General features: G+C 54.9%; 24 protein-coding genes. 11 read left to right on the forward strand and 13 right to left on the reverse strand.

The genetic code is table 11. The annotated features are described in order from the left end of the window. Positions 1–15 precede the first annotated feature (15 nt). Positions 16–549 carry a ribosome biogenesis factor YjgA gene (gene yjgA / locus RZA33_RS07715; protein ID WP_317507272.1) on the reverse strand — a complete coding sequence of 178 codons (534 nt, stop codon included), beginning with the start codon at positions 547–549 and terminating at the stop codon, positions 16–18. A gap of 95 nt (positions 550–644) precedes the next feature. Between yjgA and pmbA the strand changes: the two genes are divergently transcribed. Next, positions 645–1,985, forward strand: coding sequence for a metalloprotease PmbA (gene pmbA / locus RZA33_RS07720; RefSeq protein WP_317507273.1), 1,341 nt, complete (start codon positions 645–647; stop codon positions 1,983–1,985). 13 nt (positions 1,986–1,998) lie between these two features. On the opposite strand, the gene RZA33_RS07725 is transcribed toward pmbA, so the two are convergent. The 10 genes from RZA33_RS07725 to RZA33_RS07770 all read right to left on the reverse strand — a co-directional run bounded on the left by RZA33_RS07725 (position 1,999) and on the right by RZA33_RS07770 (position 9,237). After that, complete coding sequence (locus tag RZA33_RS07725; protein ID WP_317507274.1) at positions 1,999–2,268, reverse strand: HPr family phosphocarrier protein; 270 nt, start codon at positions 2,266–2,268, stop codon at positions 1,999–2,001. Between the two features lie 45 nt (positions 2,269–2,313). Next, complete coding sequence (gene rapZ / locus RZA33_RS07730; RefSeq protein ID WP_317507275.1) at positions 2,314–3,246, reverse strand: RNase adapter RapZ; 933 nt, start codon at positions 3,244–3,246, stop codon at positions 2,314–2,316. 103 nt (positions 3,247–3,349) lie between these two features. Continuing rightward, positions 3,350–3,820 carry a PTS sugar transporter subunit IIA gene (locus tag RZA33_RS07735; protein WP_317507276.1) on the reverse strand — a complete coding sequence of 157 codons (471 nt, stop codon included), beginning with the start codon at positions 3,818–3,820 and terminating at the stop codon, positions 3,350–3,352. Between the two features lie 4 nt (positions 3,821–3,824). Beyond that, on the reverse strand, positions 3,825–4,133 hold the full coding sequence (gene hpf / locus RZA33_RS07740) for a ribosome hibernation-promoting factor, HPF/YfiA family (RefSeq protein WP_007114683.1): 309 nt from the start codon (positions 4,131–4,133) through the stop codon (positions 3,825–3,827). 97 nt (positions 4,134–4,230) lie between these two features. Further along, positions 4,231–5,652, reverse strand: coding sequence for an RNA polymerase factor sigma-54 (locus RZA33_RS07745; protein ID WP_317507277.1), 1,422 nt, complete (start codon positions 5,650–5,652; stop codon positions 4,231–4,233). Between the two features lie 144 nt (positions 5,653–5,796). Then, entirely contained in the window at positions 5,797–6,522 is a 726-nt protein-coding gene (lptB, locus tag RZA33_RS07750) for an LPS export ABC transporter ATP-binding protein (protein WP_317507427.1), read from the reverse strand. 44 nt (positions 6,523–6,566) lie between these two features. Further along, positions 6,567–7,085: a lipopolysaccharide transport periplasmic protein LptA gene (gene lptA / locus RZA33_RS07755; RefSeq protein ID WP_317507278.1), complete on the reverse strand. Its 519-nt coding sequence runs from the start codon at positions 7,083–7,085 to the stop codon at positions 6,567–6,569. Positions 7,086–7,096: 11 nt separating this feature from the next. After that, entirely contained in the window at positions 7,097–7,666 is a 570-nt protein-coding gene (lptC, locus tag RZA33_RS07760; RefSeq protein WP_317507279.1) for an LPS export ABC transporter periplasmic protein LptC, read from the reverse strand. After that, positions 7,667–8,209, reverse strand: coding sequence for a KdsC family phosphatase (locus RZA33_RS07765; protein WP_317507280.1), 543 nt, complete (start codon positions 8,207–8,209; stop codon positions 7,667–7,669). A gap of 41 nt (positions 8,210–8,250) precedes the next feature. Further along, a complete protein-coding gene (locus RZA33_RS07770) occupies positions 8,251–9,237 on the reverse strand; it encodes a KpsF/GutQ family sugar-phosphate isomerase (RefSeq protein WP_317507281.1) in 987 nt (328 codons plus the stop codon). Between the two features lie 282 nt (positions 9,238–9,519). On the opposite strand from RZA33_RS07770, the gene RZA33_RS07775 reads away from it, so the two are divergent. The 9 genes from RZA33_RS07775 (at position 9,520) to hisD (ending at position 16,394) form a co-directional block, all read left to right on the forward strand. Next, the gene (locus tag RZA33_RS07775; protein WP_317507282.1) at positions 9,520–10,341 is read left to right on the forward strand and encodes an ABC transporter ATP-binding protein; all 822 of its coding nucleotides are present in this window, start codon (positions 9,520–9,522) and stop codon (positions 10,339–10,341) included. Next, positions 10,342–11,142 carry a lipid asymmetry maintenance ABC transporter permease subunit MlaE gene (mlaE, locus tag RZA33_RS07780; RefSeq protein WP_317507283.1) on the forward strand — a complete coding sequence of 267 codons (801 nt, stop codon included), beginning with the start codon at positions 10,342–10,344 and terminating at the stop codon, positions 11,140–11,142. A 16-nt stretch (positions 11,143–11,158) separates the two neighbouring features. Then, a complete protein-coding gene (gene mlaD / locus RZA33_RS07785) occupies positions 11,159–11,623 on the forward strand; it encodes an outer membrane lipid asymmetry maintenance protein MlaD (RefSeq protein WP_317507284.1) in 465 nt (154 codons plus the stop codon). A 48-nt stretch (positions 11,624–11,671) separates the two neighbouring features. Further along, positions 11,672–12,331, forward strand: coding sequence for an ABC transporter substrate-binding protein (locus tag RZA33_RS07790; RefSeq protein ID WP_317507285.1), 660 nt, complete (start codon positions 11,672–11,674; stop codon positions 12,329–12,331). Further along, positions 12,328–12,666: an STAS domain-containing protein gene (locus tag RZA33_RS07795; protein WP_317507286.1), complete on the forward strand. Its 339-nt coding sequence runs from the start codon at positions 12,328–12,330 to the stop codon at positions 12,664–12,666. The genes RZA33_RS07790 and RZA33_RS07795 overlap by 4 nt, the downstream gene beginning before the upstream one ends. 93 nt (positions 12,667–12,759) lie before the next feature. Then, positions 12,760–13,011, forward strand: coding sequence for a BolA family protein (locus tag RZA33_RS07800; protein WP_146873961.1), 252 nt, complete (start codon positions 12,760–12,762; stop codon positions 13,009–13,011). Positions 13,012–13,022: 11 nt separating this feature from the next. After that, positions 13,023–14,285: a UDP-N-acetylglucosamine 1-carboxyvinyltransferase gene (gene murA, locus RZA33_RS07805; protein WP_317507287.1), complete on the forward strand. Its 1,263-nt coding sequence runs from the start codon at positions 13,023–13,025 to the stop codon at positions 14,283–14,285. Between the two features lie 89 nt (positions 14,286–14,374). After that, positions 14,375–15,028, forward strand: a complete 654-nt coding sequence (gene hisG, locus RZA33_RS07810; RefSeq protein ID WP_317507288.1) for an ATP phosphoribosyltransferase — start codon at positions 14,375–14,377, stop codon at positions 15,026–15,028. A gap of 13 nt (positions 15,029–15,041) precedes the next feature. Beyond that, positions 15,042–16,394 (forward strand): histidinol dehydrogenase, encoded by a 1,353-nt coding sequence (gene hisD / locus RZA33_RS07815; RefSeq protein WP_317507289.1) that lies wholly within the window; start codon positions 15,042–15,044, stop codon positions 16,392–16,394. A gap of 50 nt (positions 16,395–16,444) precedes the next feature. Here hisD and RZA33_RS07820 read toward each other — a convergent pair whose 3' ends face one another. Next, positions 16,445–17,704: a Do family serine endopeptidase gene (locus RZA33_RS07820; RefSeq protein ID WP_317507290.1), complete on the reverse strand. Its 1,260-nt coding sequence runs from the start codon at positions 17,702–17,704 to the stop codon at positions 16,445–16,447. Between the two features lie 131 nt (positions 17,705–17,835). On the opposite strand from RZA33_RS07820, the gene RZA33_RS07825 reads away from it, so the two are divergent. After that, positions 17,836–18,597, forward strand: coding sequence for a Nif3-like dinuclear metal center hexameric protein (locus tag RZA33_RS07825; RefSeq protein WP_317507291.1), 762 nt, complete (start codon positions 17,836–17,838; stop codon positions 18,595–18,597). 70 nt (positions 18,598–18,667) lie between these two features. Here RZA33_RS07825 and RZA33_RS07830 read toward each other — a convergent pair whose 3' ends face one another. Then, positions 18,668–19,126, reverse strand: coding sequence for a YhcB family protein (locus tag RZA33_RS07830; RefSeq protein ID WP_317507292.1), 459 nt, complete (start codon positions 19,124–19,126; stop codon positions 18,668–18,670). Positions 19,127–19,233 lie beyond the last annotated feature (107 nt).

Consider the following 19,233-nt stretch of genomic DNA (forward strand, 5'->3'; position numbering starts at 1 on the left):
CTTAAAGAGCCGCCTTTAAAGAGCGAGGCTTTCGCGCAGGTGTTTGAATAGCTTGCGCGAGCTGGTCGGCGGTTTGCCCTGTTCGCGCTCACGTTGGGCGTTGCGAACTAATTGACGCAGCGTCTGGCGATCGGCATCGGGATGCTCCGCCATAAACAGATCAACCGCCGCGTCGCCTTCGTCAATTAAGCGTTCCCGCCATTTTTCCAGTCGGTGAAACGCGTGATCACGTTGCTCCTGCTCCTGATCGATGGAGTCGAATACGGCTTGAATGGCGGTGAGATCCTCTTTACGGATCAGTTTGCCGACATACTGCATATGGCGGCGGCGACCCTCATGGGAACGAATGCGCGCTGTTTCTTCGATCGCACGCAGCATATCGTCAGAGAGGGGGAAGCGGGCGCGTTCCGCTGGCCGCATGGCGATTAAGGTTTCCCCAAGTGCCTGTAAGGCATGCATTTCGCGTTTGAGTTGCGACTTGCTAGGGCGTTCTTCCTGCTCTTCTACTGCATGAGTATTAGGATCGGTATCGGGACGTTGCTTACGCATAGTGTGGCTCACAGACAAGATTCGATGCGGCATTATACCAGCTGCGAGAACAACATTGATTCCACCGAAGACATTCGGTTGAGAAAGGAGGCCATATGGCACAGGCATTTGATGCATCCGCCCAGCAGTCGTTACTGACCGCCAGGGCAGAAGAGGCGCTCGCGCTGGCCAAGCGCTTGGGCGCTGATGCCGCTGAAGTAGGCGCTAGCGTTGACCAGGGGTTAGGCGTCAGCGTGCGTTTGGGAGAGGTTGAAACGGTAGAGTTATCGCGTGATCAAGGCATCGCTGTCACGCTATACGTGGGCCAACGTAAAGGCAGTGCTTCGTCTACCGATGCCAGCAGTGCATCGATCCAGGCGGTGGTTGAGAAAGCGCTGTCGATTGCCCGCTATACCGGTGAAGACCCAGCCTCGGGATTGGCCGATGCGGACCTGATGGCGACTGAGCTACCCGATTTAAAGGTTCACCACCCTTGGGCGTTAACCACCGATGAAGCCATTGAGTTGGCGCTTGCCTGTGAGCAGGCTGGGCGCGATGTTGAAGGCATTTACCAGTCGGATGGCGCGTCGCTCTCCAGCGGTGAAGGGGTGCGCGTTTATGCCAATAGTCATGGCTTTTTAGGCACTCAAAAGGGCAGTCGTCACTCGCTTTCGTGCATGCTGATTGCCCAAGATGCGGCAGGTATGCAGCGCGACTACGATTATACTTCCTCTCGTGATCCCCAGGCGCTGCGTGATCCCGCCGAGGTGGGCCGCGAAGCTGCCACCCGAACGTTGCGCAGGCTGGGAGCCAAACGTCCCCCAACAGGTACCTTCCCGGTGCTGTTTGACCCGTCGTTGGCCGGTGGCTTGATCGGCCACTTGCTGGGCGGTTTAGCCGGTGGGGCGCTCTACCGTCAGGCCTCGTTCTTATGCGATCGGCTCGGTACACCGCTGTTTCCCGATTGGTTTAGCCTTGAGGAGCGACCGATGGAAATCGGCGCCACGGCAAGCTCGCCGTTCGACGGCGAGGGGGTGCAAACGCGCAACAATCGTTTTATCGATCAGGGGATTATTGCCAGCTATATGCTCTCATCCTACAGTGCTCGGCGGCTTGGCATGCAAACCACGGGGAATGCTGGTGGTGCGCGCAACGTGCGTTTGAACGCACCGTTGCAATCCCGGGATAGCTTGCTACAAGAAATGGGGCGGGGCATTTGGGTCACTGAGCTGATGGGCCAAGGCGTCAACGGCGTGACCGGCGATTACTCGCGCGGGGCGGCGGGCTTCTGGGTTGAAAACGGCAAAGTGCAGTACCCGGTCGAGGAATTTACTATCGCCGGAAATCTTGAGCGGATGTTTGCGGGATTAGTGGGTATTGGTGATGATACCGATACCCGTGGCAGTGTTCACACGGGTAGCTGGTTGATTGACGCCATGACGGTGGCAGGTGACTAATCAGTAAAAGCGGCTACGGGTCCTCTTCAAAGCGAGCGTCGAACAGCGCTTGAATGGCATCAAGTGCCTGTTCGGCGTCATCGCCCTCGGCGGTGATCGTTAGCTCGGTGCCGCACGGGGCTGCAAGCATTAGTAGCGACATAATGTTAGCGGCATCGGCCATCTGCTGCTGTTTATAAACACGTATGTCAGCCGCGAACTGCTGACCACATTTGACCAGTTTCGTGGCTGCGCGGGCATGCAGGCCGCGTTGGTTGGTGAGGGTAAGTGTTCTTTCTGGCACCCTGGTTCCTTTTCGCCGAGTGGTGTCATTAATCAAAAAAAGCGCTTAAGAAGTTTCTTGTGGCTCGTCGGTATGGGGGACGTTGGCTAGCGATGCGGCAGGCTGTTCGCTTAGCGTGTAATGCAGCCCAAGTTCTCGATGGCGTAACTGAACCTCACCCATGCTAGTCGTCAGCCGTTTAGCAAGCTGCTCCGTCATATAAACCGAACGGTGCTGGCCACCGGTGCAGCCAATGGCTATTGTCATATAGCTACGCTGGCTATTTAGGTAGGCTGGTAACCAACGCTCAAGCCACGCCTGTATGTCGTTGCTCATGGCGTCGACAATCGGATAGCCGCTCAAAAAATCGACAATTTGGGCATCGCGGCCTGTAAACTGGCGTAAAGTCGGGTCCCAATAAGGGTTGGGTAGGCAGCGTACGTCAAAGACCAGATCGGCATCCAAGGGCACGCCTCGCTTATAACCGAACGATTCAAGCGTCAGGGTAAGTTGGTCGCGCTGCTGATGGGCCACTTGATCGGTAATACGGCGGCGTAAGTCGTGTACCGATAAGCGCGATGTGTCGATTAAAAGGTCGGCCAGATCGCGAATATCGTGCAGCGTTTCTTCTTCTTTATTGATAGCTTCTTCAAGCGTCATTTCGCTATCGCGAGTCAGCGGATGTCGCCGCCGCGTGGCAGAATAACGCTCTAGCAGAATGCGCGCATCGGTGGTCAGATAGATCACTTGGAAATCTATTTGACGCTGGCGCAGCTCTTCTAAAAGCGAAGGTAATTGTTCCAACGCCCCAGGTAAGTTACGCGCATCAATACTGACCGCCAAATGAGCACGATTACCCTGACCGCGTAATTCGTCCACCAATGATCCCAGCAGCATGGCGGGGAGGTTATCAATCGCATAATAGCCGAGGTCTTCCAGCGCTTGTAAAGCGATAGACTTACCGGACCCGGAGCGGCCGCTAATGATGACCAGTTGCATAGAATCTCTCTTTGCTTTGCTCAAGCTGCATTCATTGGTAGGGGTGAGTGAATAAACAATCGCCGTATGATCGGCACCTTCAGTAACAGTAACTCACACCCCGTTAGGGGGTGGAGAGCTCGCGAATTTTGGCGGTGATAAGTTCGAGTAACTCACGCTGACTGCCTGCTTTGCGCAACTGCTGGCGCGTACCACCATCATTCATGATGGTGGCTACCTGGCCTAGCAGGGAGAGGTGGGTGTCATCGGCTTCTTCCGGCACCAGTAGAACAAATACCAAGTCAACCGGGTCGCCGTCGATGGCGTCAAAATCAACCGCTTCTGAGAGTTTTAAAAACCCAGCGATCGGAGCAGTGCAATGGGGGCTACGCGCGTGGGGAATAGCCACACCGTTACCGATGCCGGTACTGCCCAGACGCTCACGGCCGATTAATCGGCTAAACACTTCTTGGCTGTCTAGACTGGGAATATTTTGGGCAATAAAGGTGCTGTAAAACTCCAGCACCCTTTTTTTGCTGCCTCCGGGAACGTCAAATAGCACCCGTTCCGGGGGGAGTATGGTTTCCAGCGTCATTGATTTAACGCACACCCGCGCCTTGGGCGCGCGCTTGTGCTTTTTCCTTATGTTTGACGAGTTGACGGTCTATTTTGTCCGCCAGGGCGTCGATAGCGGCGTACATATCACTGTCTAGGGCCTCCGCGTGTAAATCAGCACCTGCGGCGTGCAGCGTACACGCGGCCTGCTGGCGCTCTTTCTCAACTGATAGGGTGACTTGCACCGTGGTTATATTGTCGTAATGGCGCTCTACACGTTCTAGCTTTTCGTTAACATAGTCACGCAAGGCGTCAGTCAGTTCTACGTGATGACCAGTGATATTGACTTGCATTGACGTACTCCTTTCTATCGGACTGTTCTTCGATTGTAACCCTTTTTGCCATGTTGCAAAGCCCCTTGTCGAGAGTTTCCTGAAACGGTGGCAGGGCCTAGCGCAAGCGACGCCGCTCGCTGGATGAGGGAATGCCCATGGCTTCGCGATATTTGGCCACGGTACGACGCGCTACCTGAATCCCCCCTTCGCCTAATAGCGTCACTAAACGGCTGTCGGAAAGCGGTTTGCCGGGTGATTCTTCATGAATCAGTTTCTTGAGCCGCGCACGAATGGCCGTGCTGGAGTGGCTGTCGCCGTCTTGGCCGCTCACTTGGCTTGAAAAAAAGTATTTGAGCTCGAACACGCCCCGGGGGGTATGGATATATTTTTGTGTCGTTACCCGCGAAATAGTCGATTCGTGCATCTCCACGGCCTCGGCAATATCGGCCAATATCAGCGGCTTCATGGCTTCTTCGCCGCGCTCCAAGAAGCCAATTTGGCGGGTGACGATTTCTCGACCGACGCGCAGCAGGGTGTCGTTGCGGCTAGAGAGGCTTTTAATTAACCAGCGCGCTTCCTGCAAGTGCTCTTTGAGAAACTGATTATCCTGGCTTTTATCCGCCCGCTTTATCAAGCTGGCGTAGTCAGGCTGAATGCGCAGCCGCGGCAGGGCTTCAGGGTTAAGTTCTAAATGCCAGCCCTCGTGGTCGTGGCGTACTACAAGGTCGGGGGTTACATAGCTATCATCGGTGTCGCCATAGGCACTGCCAGGGCGTGGATCAAGGCCGCGAATCAATTGGATAACTTCGTTTAGCTGTACGTCGTCGAGTCCCAGCCGCCGTTTTAGCAAGCGCATGTCATCCTTGCCTAGCGCCTCAAGAAATTGGCGTACGAGTCGGCGTGCGGGCACCAGCAGCGGGGTGTTATCGGGAAGGGCGGCGAGTTGCAGCATTAAACATTCGCGCAGGTCCCGGGCAAAAATGCCGGTGGGCTCGAACTGCTGTAGTTTGAGCAGGATGGTTTCGACTTCGCGCTGGCTAAGTCCCTCCACCCCTTGAGCGCGGAGTCCTTCACGAATATCGTTAATGGGCTGGGTTAAATAGCCGTTGGCGTCTAGCGCGTCGATGAGGCTTTCGGCAACGAGCTGCTCACGGTCGCTGAAATCGGTCATGGCCAGCTGCCATAAAAGGTGACCGTGCAGGCTTTGCCCAGCGGCCTGGCGCTCAAAATCGGGACCTTCACTGCTGCCACTGCTACCCGTATTGCCTAGGTCTTGATAAGTATCTGACCAATCGCTATCGACGGATAGCTCAGTGGGAATAGTGTCTGACCACTCTTCCTCTTTAGGCTCGCTGGCAGCCTCTTCTTCGCTGAATTCGTCCTCTTGCTCCAGCATCGGGTTGGCATCTAGGGCCTGCTGGATTTCTTGACGCAAATCCAGCGTCGATAGCTGCAACAGAGCGATTGCCTGCTGCAACTGAGGTGTCATGGTCAGCTGTGTGCCAATACGCAGTTGTAGAGAAGCTTTCATGACCATCTGAGAACCACTCGCTAATCGGAAAGGTTTACCCTAGTGCGAGTGGCTTGCAGGTGCAAGTGCAATAAGCATGCCATTGGTCGTAAAGTTGTTGCAGAGCGCTATTTACAGGAAGAAAAAATGCGCATAAGGATAAGCGTGAGCTTATAGGCGGAAGTCGGCGCCTAAATAAACATCTCTTACTTTTTGGTTGTTGAGGATCGACGCCGGTGGCCCGCTGGCAATGATTTGACCATCACCGACAATATAGGCGATGTCGCAAATATCCAGGGTTTCGCGCACATTGTGATCGGTAATCAGCACGCCGATATGGCGTTGCTTAAGGGCGCGAATGATGGTTTTAATTTCGCCCACCGAAATGGGGTCAACGCCGGCAAAGGGTTCGTCGAGCAAGATGAAGGCAGGCTCAGTGGCAAGCGAGCGGGCAATTTCGACCCGCCTGCGCTCGCCGCCGGAAAGGCTCATGCCGAGGTTGTCACGAATATGGCTGATGTGGAAGTCTTCAAGCAGCGCCTCCAAGCGCTGTTCGCGGTCGCTGCGGCTAAGGGCTTTGCGGGTTTCGAGAATCGCCATAATATTGTCAGCAACCGACAATTTACGGAAAATAGACGCCTCTTGAGGTAGATAGCCAATCCCGGCCGCTGCGCGCCTGTGCATCGGGGCGTGGGTTAGATCCGTCGCGTCAATCCCTACCTTGCCTGCATCGGCTTTTACTAGCCCGACAATCATATAGAACGAGGTGGTTTTCCCTGCACCGTTGGGGCCGAGTAAGCCGACAATGCTGCCTTGGGCAATTTCCAGGTTAATATCTTTTACCACCCGGCGGCGCTTGTAGCTTTTGGCCAGGTGGTGAGCATAGAGGGTTTTGATCGGCGCAGTTTCAGTTGTTTCAGCAGTTGCCACAAGTTGACTCCCTATTCTTCCGGCTGGAGGGTCATGCGAATGCGCTGGGGCTCGCTGCCTTCAACGTTTGAGCGGGCTTGAATCACTTCACGGTCAATAAAGTATTCGAGCCGTCCTCCTTTAAACGTGTCTTGCCTTTGGATCAGTTCGGCTTGATCAATCAGCTCTACCCGGCGCTCGGCGACGTGATAAATAATCCGTCGTGCCCAGCCTTCGGTAGGGCCGTCCTGGTCTTGCGCTTGATGGCGTAAGTAGGCACGTTCACCGGTGGCGGTTGCTGTCGAGAGTTCGCCCGCGTCATTGCGTTGGATTTCGACCCGCTCGCCGCGCAGCCGCATTTCGCCCTGGCGCACTTCCACATTCCCGGTGTAGACGGCGGTGCCGGCACGCTGATCAAGATCTAAGCGGTCGGCTTCAACTTCCACAGGTGCTTGTTGCGGGGAAGAATTGGTTTGGGCTGCCGCGGTTAGCGGTGCCGTAAACGCAAAAAGAGCAGTGTAGACGAGGGCGTTGAAAATAAGCGCTTTCATGGCGGTTCCTATTAGCGTTGCGTGGCCGGGGGATGGATGCCGCGGACATTGTCAGTGAGCCGCACCTGGCTATCGTCAAGCCACACATCCATACGTGACGCAGTCATTTGCTGGGGAGGTTGCTGCAGCATTACCGGTGTTTGGCTCCAGGCATGCCGCTGTAGCCCATCATAGTGCAATTCTTGCGTATCCAGTTGCCAGCCTTCGTTCGGGGCGATAAGCCGTGCTGAGCCCGTTAAAACAAGCACCTGAGTCGCGGTGTTGAGCGTTCCTTCATCGGCGTTGGCCAGCCATTGGCGGCTGTCGCTGTCGAACAATACCGCTCTGGGCTCTTCAGCCCAGGTTTCGCTGAGTTGCGGGGTATGAATCAGGCGCGGCGTTTTTAGCGACTGCATGATATTACCAGCGTCATCAAATAGCGTTAGTTCAGCGTTTTCCAGCACATGCCCTGGCTCTTGGGCCTGCGCTTCGGGGTCGATGGCCATTTGTTTCGGTCCGCCTGGGTCAAGCCATACCAGCAGCGCGCCCAGGGCAATAAAGAGCCCCGCTAACCAAGCGCGTGTTTTTAGCCGCTTAAACATTTAGCCACGACCGTGCAAGTAGGTATCGAGCACCGCGCCCCAGTGCCCCTGAGCTTCAAGCAGCGTGTCGCAAATTTCGCGTACCGCTCCGTGGCCACCCAGTCGCTCCGTTGTCCAGTCGGCATGGGTGTGCATATAGTCGGGGGCGTTGGGTACGGTAATGCCGACACCGCAACGCTTGATAGCGGCGAGGTCGGGCAGGTCGTCGCCGCAATAGGCCACGTTCTCCAGTGCTAAATCCAAACGCTGGCAAAGCCCCCGCAGAGTGGCCAGTTTGTCTTCGCAGCCTTGATGGACATGATCAATGCCGAGTGCAGCGGCGCGCTGGCTAACCATGGGGGAGTCGCGGCCGGTAATCAGGGCAACGTGAATGCCTACCCGCTTAAGCAATTTTAGTCCGTGGCCGTCCTGGGTATGGAAGGCTTTGATTTCGATACCGTCAGCCTGAAAATAGAGGCGGCCGTCGCTCAGTACACCATCAACATCTAGCGCCAGTAGGCGTACACGGCGGAGTTGGTCAAGTAGCGCAGCAGATAGCGTCATAAGGTCTCCATTAAAAATCGTTAAGTTTTGCTGTTAATTGGTTAAATAACGCCGCTAGCCAGTAAATCGTGCATATGTAACGCACCAATGGGACGCTGCTGTTCATCGACCACCGCTAGCGCCGTAATCCGGCTCTCTTCCATAATGCGCACTGCTTCTGCTGCTAGTATATCGGGGCCAATGCGCTTGCCTGGACGGGTCATCACATCATCGACGAGCACGTCGCGTAGATTGTGAAATTGATCCAAGGTGCGGCGCAGGTCGCCATCGGTGTACACCCCAGCGAGACGTCCCTCACTATCCACTACGCAGGTGAAGCCTAAACCCTGTCGCGTTATTTCCAATAGAGCATCGCGCAGCGGGCTGCCTAGCGCGACCTGAGGCAACCGTTCGCCCTCGTGCATTAAGTCCCTAACGCGCAGCAGTAACCGCTTGCCTAAGCTGCCGCCGGGGTGGGAAAGGGCAAAATCTTCGGCGGTAAAGCCGCGCGCTTCGAGTAGCGCGACGGCGAGCGCGTCGCCCAGCGCCAGGGCCGCCGTGGTAGAGCTGGTGGGGGCGAGATCCAACGGGCACGCTTCGCGTTCAACGCCGCTGTTCAGGTGCGCATCGGCGTGTTTGGCAAGGGTAGACTGAGGGCGCCCCGTCATGCTCACCAACGGCGTGCCCAGGCGCTTAAGCAGCGGCAACAGGGCGGTCACTTCGGCGGTTTCGCCCGAGTTGGAGAGTGCCAGTACTACATCCGTGCGGGTGATCATGCCTAGATCGCCATGACTTGCTTCCCCGGGATGCACAAAAAAAGCCGGTGTGCCGGTGCTGGCAAGCGTTGCGGCGAGCTTGCCAGCGATATGGCCGGATTTCCCCATGCCGGTCACGACCACTCGCCCTTGGCAGGCCAGTATCAGCTCGCAGGCGCGGTCGAAGCTTTCGTCAAGCTTAGCCTGGAGACCGCCAATGGCTGCCTGCTCAATTTGCAGCGTACGCAGTGCACTTTCGCGTAGTAGGCTGGGTGGGGCGAGAGGCTGACGCATGGCGTGATCTCTTAACGAGTGAAAATATAAAAGCGAATAGCTGCTTAGAATAACATCTTGGCGCCCCTGATAGGCAGTGCTGAGCCCGCAGTTAAGCCGCTAGACGCTATTGCTGAGTAAGTCATTTGCAGATTAAGGCGCCCCACCATCGAGCGGTAGTGTTGCGTAGCATTACAGTACAATGTTTGATAACGTTTTAGAAACGCTGTTTTTTAACTGCTAGGACAGCAAGTAGGGTATGATAGCTAATTAATATGCGCCTCGCTAAGGGTCAACTAAGCTATGACAGACGCTCCCTTTATCGAAATTGAAGAGCTTTATTTTTCACGCGGCGATCATGAGATTTTTCGCGGTGTGAACATGACCATCCAACGGGGCAAGGTGACCGCGATCATGGGCCCCAGCGGTTCCGGCAAAACCACGTTGCTCAAGCTGATAGGGGGGCAGCTGACGCCCGATCAGGGGCGGGTTTTGATTGATGGGCAGGACGTTCATCGGCTATCTCGAAAAGCATTGTTCACGTTGCGTAAACGGATGGGCATGCTGTTCCAGAGCGGCGCGCTTTTTTCCGATTTGGATGTATTTGAGAATGTCGCTTTTCCTCTGCGGGTACATACCGACCTGCCTGATACCATGGTACGTGACCTGGTGCTACTCAAGTTGCAGGCGGTCGGCTTACGCGGTGCGTATCGCTTGGCGCCCGCTGAGCTGTCGGGGGGGATGGCGCGTCGGGTGGCCCTGGCGCGGGCGGTGGCGCTTGATCCTGAGCTGATTTTGTACGACGAGCCGTTTGTGGGTCAGGATCCTATTTCCATGGGCGTGTTGGTCCAGCTTATTAAGCGTCTTAATCAAGCGCTGCAACTGACCTCGGTAGTGGTGTCTCACGATATCAAGGAAACCTTGAGCATCGCGGACTACCTCTACTTGATTTCGGATGGTCAGGTAATCGCTCATGGCACACCGCAAACCCTGGATACCAACCAAGATCCGCGGGTTAGCCAGTTTATTCATGGTGAGCCCGATGGCCCTGTGCCATTTCACTATCCCGCTGACCCGTTTTATCGCGATATCTTGGGTGACACCATGACCACGAAGGCAGGGTAAATGCAGTCAAATTTTTCTAGCAGCAGTGAGCGCATCAGACGTTTAGGTCGTAGAGGGTGCGATTTAATCGAAGCCTGGGGCCGCGCTGGCGTGTTTCTTGCTCAGTCGGCAATCGGTTTGCCCTCTCGAGAGGGTTGGCGGCTATGGTTGCATCAGATGCACTTTGTGGGCGTGCTCTCGCTCGCGATTGTACTGGTGTCGGGGCTATTTATCGGTATGGTGCTGGCGCTGCAAGGGTATACCATCCTAGTCGACTTTGGCGCTGAGCAGGCGTTGGGTCAAATGGTGGCACTTTCGCTATTGCGTGAACTCGCCCCAGTGGTAGCCGCACTGTTGTTTGCTGGCAGGGCGGGCTCTGCTTTGACAGCTGAAATAGGATTGATGAAAGCCACCGAGCAGCTCACTAGCATGGAAATGATTGGTGTTGACCCGCTGCGTCGAGTGGTGGCGCCGCGCCTATGGGCCGGTTTTGTGTCGCTACCGGTACTAACGGTCGGGTTTAGCGTGGTAGGTATTTGGGGCGGCTATTTGGTAGGCGTCGAGTGGCTGGGCGTGTTTGAAGGCTCTTATTGGAGCAACATGCAGGCTAACGTGGCTTTTATCAACGACATTGGCAACGGTGTCATAAAAAGCATGGTATTTGCCGTGGTGGTGACCTGGATTGCGGTATTCCAGGGCTACGACCTAGTGCCCACGTCTGAAGGTATTTCGCGCGCAACCACGCGTACAGTGGTGTATTCGTCGCTTGCAGTTCTGGGGCTTGATTTTGTCTTAACTGCCGTTATGTTTGGCGGTCTTTAATGGGTGGAGCAGTTTCATGAAACGCAGTAAAACCATGGAGTTCGGTGTTGGTCTGTTTATGATCGCGGGCATCTTGGGGCTGGTATTCCTCGGCTTGCGTGTCAGTGGTTTGACACTCTCTGCCCCCACTCAGTCGTTTCAATTGGAGGCCAATTTCGCCAATATTGGCAGCTTAAAACCCCGTGCTCGGGTCACCATGGCGGGGGTGACGGTGGGGCGAGTTGAATCCATTGAATTGGATACCCAGTGGTTTGACGCGCGGGTTGTGATGAGCCTCGATAGTGAGCTAGAAGGCCAGCTGTCTCAAGATTCTATTGCTTCCATTCTGACAGCGGGACTATTGGGCGAGCAGTACGTCGGTATTAGCGTGGGCGCGGACCCCGAGCCGTTGGAAGATGGGGATACCATTCGTGATACCCAGTCGGCGCTGGTATTAGAAGAACTTATCCAGCAATTTGTGTCCAATATGGCAAGTAATTAAAAGCTAATCCAACAATCCAACGTAGGTTGGGGTGATGAGGTGAAAGTTATGAAAGGAGTAAGTTGGGTGCTAAATCGTTGGTTGCTGGCGGTCACAGCGATGATTGCATTATTGGCTTCGTTGCAAGTGCAAGCGCAGTCTCAGTCCCCAGAGGCGCTAATTCGCGATAATGTTGAGTCACTGATGGCGGATCTTGAGGGCCGCAAGGATTATTACGCTAACAACCCTGGCGAACTTAAAGCATTGGTTGATAGCAATTTGGATCAAGTGGCTGATTTTCGCTACATCGGTGCTAGCGTCATGGGCAATTATTTTCGCAATGCAACGCCCGAGCAACGCCGCCGGTTTGCCGATGTATTTCGTCAAACGTTGATTGATACGTACGCTCGCGGTCTGGTGACGTTTGATTACAATGAGCTGCGGGTGCTGGATAACCAGCAGTCTCAGCGTTATGAGGACCAGGCTAGCGTCGCTATGGAGGTAGTAGCTGATGACGGTGAAGTCTACCCGGTGAGCTATAGCCTGCGGCTTTCTGACGGCGAATGGCGGGTGGTCAATGTGATCGTTAATGGGATCAACCTGGGGTTAACTTTCCGCAACCAGTTTGATCAAGCCATGCGCGATAATAACCGTGACTATGATGCGGTCATTGACGGCTGGTCACCTGATGTTGGTGTTGAAGAGTTGGAACAGGGAGGCGATGCGTGACAGCCCTATTCTCGCGCGCTAGCGTCACTGTGGTTGAGAAGGGTGACACCTTGTCGGTGACAGGCGATGTGGATGTGACACTGGCGGCCGATGTGGCCGCCAGTGGCGTTCAGTGGCTGGAATCAACGTCACTTGCCGCGGTTACGTTGGATTTTAGTCAAGTTAATAAAGCTAGCAGCGTTGCTATTAGTGTCTTGTTTGAGTGGCTACGTATTTGCCAGCGGCGCGCTATTAGTGTCCAGGCGATACATTTTTCAGCGCCTTTGCTTAGGTTGGCATCACTGGCGGAGCTGGATGATTTAATCGAACACCCAGCGGCCACGCTGGGTGTTTAATGCGCCGCCATCGCCAAGCGCGTTGCTTTTCTTTATTATGTCTATCCAATTACGTTTCTTAATAATGATGCCCCCAAAGGAGTTTTTTGCGCCATGCAACCCAACGAGGTAAAAGCACTGCTTGAATCCCGCATCGATGGATGTCAGTTCCATATCCAGGGTGAAGGCTGTAATTTTCAGGTGATTGCGGTTGGCGATGCCTTTGAAGGTCTTTCTCCGGTGAAACGTCAGCAGCTTGTTTACGCTGCGCTTAGCGACGAGATAGCTTCGGGTGCGCTTCACGCCATTAGCATTAAAACGTTCACCCCGACGCAGTGGCAAACTGCGCCGGAAAACGTCCAATAACGGCCGGTTAAATGGATAAATTACTTATTACCGGCAACGGGGCGGTAGACGGAGAAGTGTGGGCAAGCGGCGCTAAAAATGCCGCGCTACCCATCCTGTGTGCCAGCCTGTTGGCCGATGGACCGGTGGTGATTGGCAATTTGCCCCACCTGCAAGATATTACCACCACGCTAGAGCTGCTCGGCCGCATGGGCGTTGAGCCGGTGATGGGCGAAAAACTGAGTATCCAGCTGGATGGTTCGCAGGTCACTCATTGCCACGCGCCCTACGAGTTGGTCAAAAAGATGCGTGCCTCGATCCTGGTGCTAGGCCCGCTGCTGGCGCATTTTGGCAAAGCTGATGTGTCGTTACCCGGCGGCTGTGCCATCGGCTCGCGCCCGGTGGATTTGCATATTCGTGGCCTGGAGGCCATGGGCGCTGAGATTCGCGTTGAGGCTGGCTATATCCGCGCGCGGGTCGATGGCCGCTTGAAAGGGGCGACGATTTACTTCGATACTGTCACGGTAACCGGTACCGAAAACCTGCTGATGGCGGCGACTTTGGCCGACGGCAAGACTGTTTTAGAGAACGCTGCCCGCGAGCCTGAAATCGTCGACTTGGCGGAGTGTTTGATCAAGATGGGCGCTCACATCAGCGGCCAGGGCACTGATACCATCACCATTGAGGGTGTCGAAAGGTTGCATGGCTGCGAACACGACGTGATGCCTGATCGTATTGAAACAGGCACTTTCCTTGTGGCTGCAGCAATGACGGGTGGGCGCGTTAAAGTTAAACGCACCCGGGCAGATATCCTGGATGCCGTGATTGCCAAGCTTGAAGAGGCGGGGGCCGAGGTGACTAGCGGCGAGGGCTGGATTGCTTTGGATATGCACGGTAAGCGCCCTACCGCCGTCAATATTCGCACAGCACCTTACCCGGCGTTCCCAACTGATATGCAGGCACAGTTCGTGGCCATGAACGCCGTCGCTGTAGGGCATTCTCGAGTGGTAGAGACCATCTTCGAAAATCGCTTTATGCACGTTCAAGAGCTCAATCGCATGGGCGCTAATATTGTGTTGGAAGGTAACACCGCCCTGATTGAAGGAGTTGAGAAGCTTTCCGGCGCGCCGGTGATGGCAACCGATCTGCGCGCCTCCGCTTCGCTAGTCATTGCAGCAATGATGGCCGAAGGCGAAACGCTGGTAGATCGTATCTATCATATTGATCGTGGCTACGAATGCATCGAAGAAAAGCTGCAGTTGCTGGGTGCGCGTATTCGCCGTATTCCTGGCTGAGTCATGCTACTAAGTTTTTATTACTAAAGTCTCTGCTATTAAGTTCCTTCTGCTAAGCCCTTGCATACTAATAACCATTGGCCAACACGATGAGTAAGCAACTGATTTTAGCCCTCTCGAAGGGCCGTATCCTGGAAGAGACGCTGCCGCTGCTAGCCGATGCGGGCATTGCGCCCGTTGAAGATCTCAGCAAAAGCCGCAAGCTACTCTTTGATACCAACCTGCCCGATGTAAAACTGGTGATTATCCGTGCCACCGACGTGCCTACCTACGTTCAGCTAGGGGCCGCCGATGTGGGGATTGCAGGCAAAGATGTGCTGCTTGAGCACGGTGTTGAAGGGCTTTATGAGCCATTGGATCTCGATATTGCCCGCTGCAAATTGATGACGGCTGGCGTCACCGGGGAATTGCCTGCCCGTGCGCGGCGCCGGGTGGCTACTAAGTTTGTCAATATCGCGCGTCGTTATTATGCCGAGCAGGGTATCCAGGCCGAGGTCATCAAGCTCTATGGTGCTATGGAGCTTGCGCCCTTGATGAATTTGGCTGATGAAATTGTCGATATTGTCGATACGGGCAATACCTTACGTGCCAACGGCATGGAGCCGCGTGAATTAATCGCCCATATCAGCACGCGCTTGATCGTCAACAAGGCGGCCATGACCATGAAGCATGAGCGTATTAAACCGTTACTGGCCCGCTTAGACAGCGCAGTTAAAAAGCGTCAGGTACAGCTTGCCGAATAATTTGAGGTGACCTATGAGCGATCCTATTAGCGAACAAGCGATCAGTGAAACAAACGTTAGCGAACAGCCCACGATTGCTCGGCTATCGACGAACGATGGGGACTTCCATCGGCGGCTTGACCGCCTGCTGGATTGGGATAGCGTGTCTGATAAGGCGGTGCAAACGCGGGTTGAGGAAATACTGGCCAGCGTTAAGCAGCGTGGCGACGCTGCCGTTATTGAAGCCACGAATCGTTTTGACCGGCTCTCTGTGACCCAGATGGATGAGCTGCAGCTAACCCCTGAACAGCTAAAGAAAGCGTTTGATCACTTGCCTGCCGAGCAGCGCGAGGCGCTCTCTAGCGCCGCTGAACGAATCAAGCGTTACCACGAGCGTCAAAAACCTGATTCTTGGCAGTATCAAGAGCCCGATGGCACGGTATTAGGGCAGAAAGTCACACCGCTGGATCGCGCTGGCATCTACGTCCCTGGCGGCAAAGCGGCGTACCCCTCTTCGGTGCTGATGAATGCGATTCCTGCCCACGTGGCCGGTGTGCGCGAAATCGTGATGGTCGTACCCACGCCTGACGGCGTATTAAACGAGCTGGTGCTGGCAGCCGCACATTTAGCCGGTGTTGATTACGTCTTCACCATTGGCGGTGCACAAGCCGTCGCCGCGCTTGCGTTTGGCACAGAAAGTGTTCCTCGGGTCGATAAAATCGTCGGGCCGGGTAATATCTATGTCGCCACGGCAAAGCGCGCGGTGTTTGGGCAAGTGGGCATTGATATGATTGCCGGCCCATCGGAAATTATGGTGGTTTCCGATGGTCAGACCGATCCCGAGTGGCTGGCGATGGATCTATTCTCTCAGGCCGAGCACGACGAAGACGCCCAATCGATTTTGGTTAGCTGGGATGCTGAGCATCTGGATGCGGTGGAAGCGGCGATTGAGCGTCTGCTGCCGAGCTTGGAGCGCGCAGAGATTGTACGTGAATCGCTGCGTAAGCGGGGCGCGTTGATTCACTGCCAGGATGCTCAAGACGCCATTGCCATGATTAACCGCATTGCGCCTGAGCACTTGGAGCTTTCGGTGTCTGAGCCTGAAGCATGGTTGGACGATATTCGTCATGCTGGGGCGATCTTTATGGGGCGCTATACCGCTGAAGCGTTAGGCGATTACTGTGCCGGACCGAATCACGTTTTACCTACCTCCGGTACGGCGCGTTTCTCTTCACCGCTGGGCGTTTACGACTTTCAGAAGCGCTCTTCGATTATTCATTGTTCTGCTGCCGGTGCTTCTGAATTGGGTAAAATCGCCTCGGTATTGGCGCGAGGTGAATCGTTAACCGCCCATGCGCGCTCAGCGGAGTATCGGATTCGCGATTGAAGCCGCTAAAAGCGCCTAGCTATTTATGTTAGGCGCTTTACGTTAGGGCGTTATGATCCGCGTTGGCGTGGCATTCCTTCATCGTCTACCGTGGAAACGGGCCGCGGGCGCTCTCCCACCTCTAGGGTCATTTGCATGCGCTCGCCGCTGCGAACGATAGTCAGCGGAAGAGACGTGCCGGGGGGGATTGAGGCAATATCACTCATGGCGGTACGTGCATCTAAAATAGGCTCTCCATCGACGGCGAGCAAAACGTCTCCCGGCTCTAGCCCCGCCTTGTCGGCTGGGCCGTCATTGACGACCCCTGCGATAATTACCCCCTGCGGCGTTCGCAGGCCAAAGGAGGCGGCTAGTTCTCGTGACAGCGCCTGCGCCTCGATACCCAGCCAGCCGCGGATCACGCGGCCTTGGGTGACCAATTCATCAAGAATGCTATGGGCGAGGTTGGCAGGAATCGCAAACCCAATGCCCTGGGAGCCGCCTGAGCGTGAGAAGATCGCGGTATTAATCCCGACCATGGCGCCCTCAGGATTGACTAGCGCCCCGCCTGAGTTGCCCGGATTGATAGCGGCATCGGTTTGAATGAAGTCTTCGTAGGCGTTAAGGCCAAGGTGGTTGCGTCCCGTCGCGCTAATAATGCCCATTGTGACGGTTTGTCCCACGCCAAACGGGTTGCCGATGGCCAGCGCTACATCGCCTACCGCTACGTCAGCAGAGTCCGTCAGTTCAATCACTGGCAAGTCGTCCAGGTTAATTCTTAATACGGCCAGGTCGCTCTCTGGATCGGTGCCGATCACTTCGGCTAGTGTCTCACGACCATCGCGCAAGGCTACCTGGATCTCGTCCGCACCGTTGATGACATGATGATTGGTCAGTACATAGCCGTCTTCACTAACGATAACCCCAGAGCCTAGACTCGAAAGCATACGTTGATGAGTTGTCGCGTCATCGCCTTGGTTATCGAAAAACTGTTGGAAAAACGGGTCCGACATCAGTGGGTGCTGGTCACGCTCAACAATACGCGAAGAATAGATGTTAACTACTGCAGGCGCCGCTTGATTCACCGCATGGGAGTAGCTTGCTGGGCCTTGATTGCGAGTTAGCGGTGCTGCCTGGTGGATCTCGGGCGCAGGGCGATTAGTGTCGCGCTCAACGGCTGTAGGTGTCGTGGAAATAGCGGGTGCCGACGTCTGGGGGGGCGTATCACTCATCGGATTAGGCAGTCGTTCGGGGAGAGCAACTAAAATCAATATAGCGAGCAGTACGCCTGTGAGGACAGGCCATAGGTAAGGCAGCACATAGCGTCGCATGCAAACATTCCTTAACGGGGTCGGTCTCGCTATTGGCGATAATAAGAGGCGAGTCTTTATAATAGCAGTATGGTAACACTTTATGAGCAGGTTCCTCACGGGTGCATTTTAATCATTAACGGAGTCTTTTTATGATTCATCGCGACCAATTAGTGGCAGCCTGTGATCATCAGTTGCGCGCCTCACAGTTTAAAGACTTTACGATTAACGGATTGCAAGTAGAAGGTAGCGGCCAGGTTAGGCGTATTATGACCGGCGTGACGGCTTGTCAAGCGCTGCTGGATGAAGCGGTCGCCTGGCAGGCGGATATGCTATTAGTGCATCACGGCTATTTTTGGAAAAACGAGCCCGTGGCGATTACCGGCATGAAGCAGAGGCGGATTAAAACGCTGCTTGAGCACAATATCAGTTTATTGGCATATCACTTGCCACTGGATGCTCATGCAGAGATGGGCAATAACGCCGAATTGGCGAGGCGCCTTGGCTGGAAGGTTGAAGGTTGTCTTGATGGGGAGCTTGGCGATGGATTGTTATGGTCTGGACGTTTAGTGCAACCGCAGACCATTCAGTCTTTGGCCTCGCACGTTGCACACACGCTGCAACGTGAGCCGTTGGTGATTGAGGCTCCACAAGTGGGCAGTATAGAACGTATTGCTTGGTGCACCGGCGGTGCGCAGGACATGATTACGGCCGCTATTGAGGCCGGTGCGCAGGCCTTTGTGTCGGGTGAAATATCCGAGCGGACTACGCATCTAGCGCGTGAAATGGGTATTCATTATATTGCAGCGGGCCACCATGCGACTGAGCGTTACGGTGTTCAGGCCATAGGCGAATGGCTAAGCGATGCGTACGGTGTCGAGCATCGCTTTGTGGATATCGATAACCCCGCCTAACGAATAGACATCTAAACGGCAATAACATTTAAGGGGGGGGGGGGGGGAGAGGCCGGTAACGTTGAGTGAGTTAGTAACGCGGCGGCTGTGGCGTTGCTGCCTCATCGCCCTTCAAACCAAAATCTTCCGATAGTGTGCCGTTTTTTCCGTCAGCATAGTCGCGGGGGGTCGCCGGGGCGACGCTGTCCTCGGTTGACGGTGATTTTTTGTCCGCTGGTATGTTGGTTAGGTCAAGGCCAGGTTGGATAGCGGCATCGCGAATATTCCACTCCTCGGCGTCAGCTTTTAACTGTCGCTCTAGCTGATTGGCTTCATCACGTATTTTGCTGAGGCGTTCGTAAATCCCTGTCAGGTGACTGCCAACGCTACTTTTCATTTCAGCGATTTGATGTTCGTGTTCGAGTAGCTTTTGCCGCAAGGCAGCCCTGTCGCGCTGGCTTTTGCTGAATAGGCGATAGCAACCCATGCCAGCGATAAAGCCAACGATAAGTCCGATTATGGCAAATGTTAATGGTGAGCTTGCGTCCACAGTGTTCTCCCTGGCGCTTTGTATCCATAACTGTCGGCTTATAGCCTGCAGCTTAACAATCAAACAGGCTGCTATTATAGGCGCCAGTCAGCCTGTTGGGTCAATAC

This window comes from Halovibrio sp. HP20-59 (assembly GCF_033052795.2).
Classification (GTDB): Bacteria; Pseudomonadota; Gammaproteobacteria; order Pseudomonadales; family Halomonadaceae; genus Vreelandella.

Bases quoted from the DNA above. Each gene is read 5' to 3' on its own strand.
- murA (WP_317507287.1), top strand. From the start codon at position 13,023: ATGGATAAATTACTTATTACCGGCAACGGGGCGGTAGACGGAGAAGTG.
- pmbA (WP_317507273.1), top strand. From the start codon at position 645: ATGGCACAGGCATTTGATGCATCCGCCCAGCAGTCGTTACTGACCGCC.
- RZA33_RS07820 (WP_317507290.1), bottom strand. From the start codon at position 17,704: ATGCGACGCTATGTGCTGCCTTACCTATGGCCTGTCCTCACAGGCGTA.
- RZA33_RS07745 (WP_317507277.1), bottom strand. From the start codon at position 5,652: ATGGTCATGAAAGCTTCTCTACAACTGCGTATTGGCACACAGCTGACC.
- RZA33_RS07770 (WP_317507281.1), bottom strand. From the start codon at position 9,237: ATGCGTCAGCCTCTCGCCCCACCCAGCCTACTACGCGAAAGTGCACTG.
- mlaD (WP_317507284.1), top strand. From the start codon at position 11,159: ATGAAACGCAGTAAAACCATGGAGTTCGGTGTTGGTCTGTTTATGATC.
- lptC (WP_317507279.1), bottom strand. From the start codon at position 7,666: ATGTTTAAGCGGCTAAAAACACGCGCTTGGTTAGCGGGGCTCTTTATT.
- hisG (WP_317507288.1), top strand. From the start codon at position 14,375: ATGAGTAAGCAACTGATTTTAGCCCTCTCGAAGGGCCGTATCCTGGAA.
- RZA33_RS07735 (WP_317507276.1), bottom strand. From the start codon at position 3,820: ATGACGCTGGAAACCATACTCCCCCCGGAACGGGTGCTATTTGACGTT.
- RZA33_RS07825 (WP_317507291.1), top strand. From the start codon at position 17,836: ATGATTCATCGCGACCAATTAGTGGCAGCCTGTGATCATCAGTTGCGC.
- lptA (WP_317507278.1), bottom strand. From the start codon at position 7,085: ATGAAAGCGCTTATTTTCAACGCCCTCGTCTACACTGCTCTTTTTGCG.
- RZA33_RS07765 (WP_317507280.1), bottom strand. From the start codon at position 8,209: ATGACGCTATCTGCTGCGCTACTTGACCAACTCCGCCGTGTACGCCTA.
- mlaE (WP_317507283.1), top strand. From the start codon at position 10,342: ATGCAGTCAAATTTTTCTAGCAGCAGTGAGCGCATCAGACGTTTAGGT.
- rapZ (WP_317507275.1), bottom strand. From the start codon at position 3,246: ATGCAACTGGTCATCATTAGCGGCCGCTCCGGGTCCGGTAAGTCTATC.
- RZA33_RS07800 (WP_146873961.1), top strand. From the start codon at position 12,760: ATGCAACCCAACGAGGTAAAAGCACTGCTTGAATCCCGCATCGATGGA.
- hisD (WP_317507289.1), top strand. From the start codon at position 15,042: ATGAGCGATCCTATTAGCGAACAAGCGATCAGTGAAACAAACGTTAGC.
- hpf (WP_007114683.1), bottom strand. From the start codon at position 4,133: ATGCAAGTCAATATCACTGGTCATCACGTAGAACTGACTGACGCCTTG.
- RZA33_RS07775 (WP_317507282.1), top strand. From the start codon at position 9,520: ATGACAGACGCTCCCTTTATCGAAATTGAAGAGCTTTATTTTTCACGC.
- RZA33_RS07790 (WP_317507285.1), top strand. From the start codon at position 11,672: ATGAAAGGAGTAAGTTGGGTGCTAAATCGTTGGTTGCTGGCGGTCACA.
- yjgA (WP_317507272.1), bottom strand. From the start codon at position 549: ATGCGTAAGCAACGTCCCGATACCGATCCTAATACTCATGCAGTAGAA.